Annotated in this window: 3 protein-coding genes; all 3 read left to right on the top strand. The window is 47.7% G+C overall.

Annotated elements, in window-relative coordinates:
• Positions 1-951: MobA/MobL family protein (locus DWY76_RS13665; RefSeq protein ID WP_165852648.1), on the top strand; the 951-nt coding region annotated here is incomplete at its 5' end.
• A gap of 796 nt (positions 952-1,747) precedes the next feature.
• The gene (locus DWY76_RS13660) at positions 1,748-2,089 is read left to right on the top strand and encodes a replication initiator protein A (protein ID WP_005924687.1); all 342 of its coding nucleotides are present in this window, start codon (positions 1,748-1,750) and stop codon (positions 2,087-2,089) included.
• A 223-nt stretch (positions 2,090-2,312) separates the two neighbouring features.
• A complete protein-coding gene (locus DWY76_RS13655; protein WP_005945116.1) occupies positions 2,313-2,495 on the top strand; it encodes a hypothetical protein in 183 nt (60 codons plus the stop codon).
• Positions 2,496-2,681 lie beyond the last annotated feature (186 nt).

The following is a 2,681-nucleotide window of genomic DNA, read 5'->3' as shown; positions in this document are numbered from 1 at the left end:
CCGGAACGTGTTGACCTGCGCTCCTTTGAGCGACAGGGCATCCAGCAGATACCAACGGTTCACCTTGGTCCCGCCGCACACCAGATGGAAAAACGCGGCATCGAAACTTTTCTCGGCAATCTGAATCGTGATATTCGAGCCGCCAATAGCCTGATGCAGTCCATCCGCAGTGCGATTCGTGGGCTGCAACGCTGGATCGCAGACCTGAATGAAAAGAAGCAGCTTCTTCTGGACGCTCTGGAAAAGGCGAAGGAACCCACGCTTTCTGATTTGCTGGTGGACTACTTCAACCTCCGCAACGAGCAGCGCAGCGATTGGTCTGGCAAGGCAAAACTGAAATGCACTGTCCGAGACTTTGAGGAAGTCAAACGGGCGGTGGACTATCTGAAAGCCCATTCTCTGAACACCATCGAGGATCTGGATACCGCAATTTCTAACCTGAACCAGACCGCCGCCCCTCTCCGTAGGCAGTTGAAGCAGAACGAAAACCGTATGCGGGCAATCGCCCAGATCAAGGATGCTGCCGCCGCCCATGCCAAGCTGAAGCCCATCCACGACACCTTTATCAAGAAGAACTTCAAGTTGACCAAGGACGCTTATGCCGCCCAGCACAAAGAGGAGCTGGACACCTTTAATAAAGCTGTCCGCACTCTGATGAAACTGAACGGCAGCACAGCGGTAGATTTTTCGGCATTGGATGCCGAATTTTCTGCGCTGCAATCCGGCAGCGCAGAACTGCGTACCAAACTGGAAACCTTGCAGCCGGATGTCTCTGCCCTGAAAAATATCCGCAAGTATATCGACATGGTGCTGAATAAGCAGCAGCTTTCCACACCGGGCGGCAAGCCCCCGGAGAAGGAATCGGTGCTGAAACAGCTGGAGCAGCTTCAGCAGAAAAAGTCCAACTACAAAACGATTTCTACCACCCCAAACCGCGAAGAATCGCTCTAAACGATCTTTCTGTCACCGATATGCCGTTGCAATCAGTGGCAGAAGTACATAATTCATTTGTTTTTTGCTGGCTTTTGGCTATTCTCGCTGGCTAGTGAGTAGAGGCGTACTTTTAAGGCAGAAATTTTCTCCAACACCCCCCATTTTAGGCCACTTTTTCTGTTAATAGTAGAAGCGCCTCTTTGAAAGCCGGTCATTTGTGACCTTTTTGTTAATTCTCAAAAAGATGGTTGTCTTTGGGCTGTTTTCGTTGCCTACCTATTGAGAGGATTTTTTCAAAAGCGGAGATTTGGTCTCAAGAATTACAATTCAATTACAAGTTTCTCACCAATGCTACGAAACAGGCGTTCTCGATGCCTACCAAGTGTAGGGCATCTTTTTCAAGACCATTCTCGGACTATTATGACGTTTTGTTTACAAAATTGCTTGCAATGCTACGAAATGGCCTTTTTCATCGGCTACCAAGTAGAAGGATGTTTTTCGTCCGTCAAAGTCCAGAAATCTTCCATATGTTCCTTGACAAGTGAATAGTTCAATCGTCCGGTACTTCACAAAAGGTACTTCTGTAACTCGCAGCCCGGTCATAACGAAGACGGGGTGGCTGAAATGCCAATGGTGCGGTGCAAGCCCGCCGCCGGACGATTCCCCACTCCTAGGGAAGTCGAGGACCAATATGGGAGACCTTAACTTATTAACGCAGTTGAGCACTTGTTTCGTGCTTTTCTGCGACTGGAGAATTGGAACCCTCCAATTCTCGTTACATACTCTTTGTTCCTGATTTCTGCTTCAGCTGGAGGTGATCAACATTTCAGAATATCTTACCACGCAAACTCCGCTGCCGCCGTTTCTCCCATACCCACGCTTCCTTTTGGAACTTGACCTGAGTCAGACTGCAAAAATGACTTATGTGTTGCTACTCGACCGTGCCACACTCTCGCAGAAAAATCTCTGGATAGATGAACGTGGATTCGTGTTTGTCATTTTTACGATTTGCTCTTTGGCTGAGCAGCTAGGGCGCAGCACTGTCAGTGTTTCCAGTGCGCTTAAGGAATTGGACGCTGCGGGATTGATTGAGCGCAGACGAACGCGGTTTTCTTCGCCCAATCACATCTTTGTGAAAATTCCAAATGTTGAATAGTTCTGCGTTTTTCACGATTCAAGAACCGCCAAAATCACGATTCTGTGATGCAGATTCTTAATGGCATCTGCAAAAGATATTTTTCCTATGCAGTATAGCAGCCTTTAAGACTGTATCGAAGAAAACTTTCACCTAACCAACGTAATAAAACAAAAAGAGAAAAACGAATAGAATCCATCCATTCCTTTCCGTATTTGCACCACATGAATGAGGAGGTCTGCCCTTGAACAAAGAAAAATCTGAGAAGAAGCCCACCACACGCAAACGTGCGCCGAGAAGTCCGAAGTCCGTGCGCCTGATCGTGGAACGCCATTATATCGGCAATGTGCCGATGAATACGCTTTTTCAGCGGCTTGTGGAAGAAGAAATTCGTAAAACTGCCGAATCGTATCTCGCCGCTGGCTAATTGGACGTTTTACCGCGGAAAAGGGCTTGCATCATCACGCAGCATCCGCTACAATGTGATTGATGAGGTCTCTTTTCCATTATGGAGGTACACATGGAAAAGGACAAAAAAGTAACTGCTTTATACTGCCGACTGTCAAAAGATGACGGTTCAAACAGCGAAAGCCTGAGCATCCGCACTCAAAAG

The organism is Faecalibacterium sp. AF27-11BH (assembly GCF_003603005.1).
Lineage (GTDB): Bacteria > Bacillota > Clostridia > Oscillospirales > Ruminococcaceae > Faecalibacterium > Faecalibacterium taiwanense.
This window is presented reverse-complemented; position numbering and strand designations above follow the sequence as displayed.